Source organism: Plesiomonas sp. (genome assembly GCF_051650925.1).
In the GTDB taxonomy this organism is placed as follows: domain Bacteria; phylum Pseudomonadota; class Gammaproteobacteria; order Enterobacterales; family CAMTGL01; genus Plesiomonas.
This window is the reverse complement of the sequence record NZ_JBOFRH010000076.1, coordinates 1-1190: the sequence shown is the minus strand read 5'-3', so window position 1 is coordinate 1190 and position 1190 is coordinate 1. Positions and strand designations below refer to the sequence as shown.

General features: G+C 44.4%; 2 protein-coding genes. Both read left to right on the top strand.

Annotated features, from left to right (window positions below; translation table 11 throughout):
- The first annotated feature begins 479 nt into the window (after window positions 1-479).
- Complete coding sequence (locus ACRC27_RS01805) at window positions 480-617, top strand: hypothetical protein (RefSeq protein WP_438639046.1); 138 nt, start codon at window positions 480-482, stop codon at window positions 615-617.
- Between the two features lie 133 nt (window positions 618-750).
- A partial coding sequence (locus ACRC27_RS01800; protein WP_438639045.1) for a lytic murein transglycosylase occupies window positions 751-1190 on the top strand: 440 nt, incomplete at its 3' end.

The following is a 1190-nucleotide window of genomic DNA, read 5'->3' as shown; positions in this document are numbered from 1 at the left end:
GCTGACGTTGCAATCACAGTCTGTGCCGTTGTTTGCCCGTATTGGTGGCAGCTTTGGCAGTGATATGAATACCTTTTCATTCCAGATTAACTATGGGTTTTAAGTGATAGCATGCAAGTGACAACGTCACGTTAGCGATCGGGTTAAGTGACACGAAGCCATTAATAAAATAGCCGTAAATTTATTAAAAAAGCGACTGACTTATGGTGGTCGCTTTTTTTATGTCTGATTTATTGTTTATAGCGAAGTCAGCGCTTAGCAGAAAATAGGACCGATTTAATGCTGTTAAATAGGGTATTTGTTCCAAAAGATGAATAATTGTGCTGTCGTTAATTCGAATCACCTATATTGGGCTAACAACCTTGGATTAATAAGTGATGCACCTCTCAAATTACAACATGATACACGTTGTAAATTCATATTTTTCTTTTGCAGGAGTATGGTTTTAGTTAATTGGCAAAGTAAAAAAAGGAACGGGTATGACGGAACAATGGAGTGTGCGAAAATCATGCGCAATTGTGATGTTGGCTGTGGTGCTGATAGCGCTGTTTTTTTACCTGAAAAGTTATCATGATATGTTTGGCATCGTTACTGACTGGGTGCTAAACACGCTGTGAACAGCTTGATGACCGGCTGAGCTTTACGTTTCATGCAAACGTACTCGCTGCTGCTTGGCACGCGGTGCTTAAGTCCTTTACAGTGTAAGACCAACCGTAATTATCGTTATTAGATCGGGTTAACGGAAACTCAATGCGTAAACTAGCTGCGCTGCTGCCGCTGGTACTGGTTCTCAGTGCTTGTAGTAGCAAGAATATCGAGCCGGAAACGGCGGCTGAAGCGTTAAAAAAACACAATTCCGGTGGTTTTGTTTTACAACCGGAGCATACGCTGTATCTGGAAAATGGCGATTATGCCTATAGCCCAGCGACTGGGCAGTTCATCGACAAAATGGTGCGTGAGCATGGTTTTGATCGCCAGCAACTGGAAAGTGTCATGTCACAGACCAAGCGTCTGGACTATGTGCTGCGCCTGATGGATCAGCAAGCGCCGACAAAACGCCCGCCGAGTGGGCCAAACGGTGCATGGCTGCGTTATCGCGGTAAGTTTATTACCCCAGATAACGTGCAAAATGGTGTGCAGTTCTGGAACCAATACCAGGCCGAGCTCAAACGTGCCGAAGCTGTGTATGG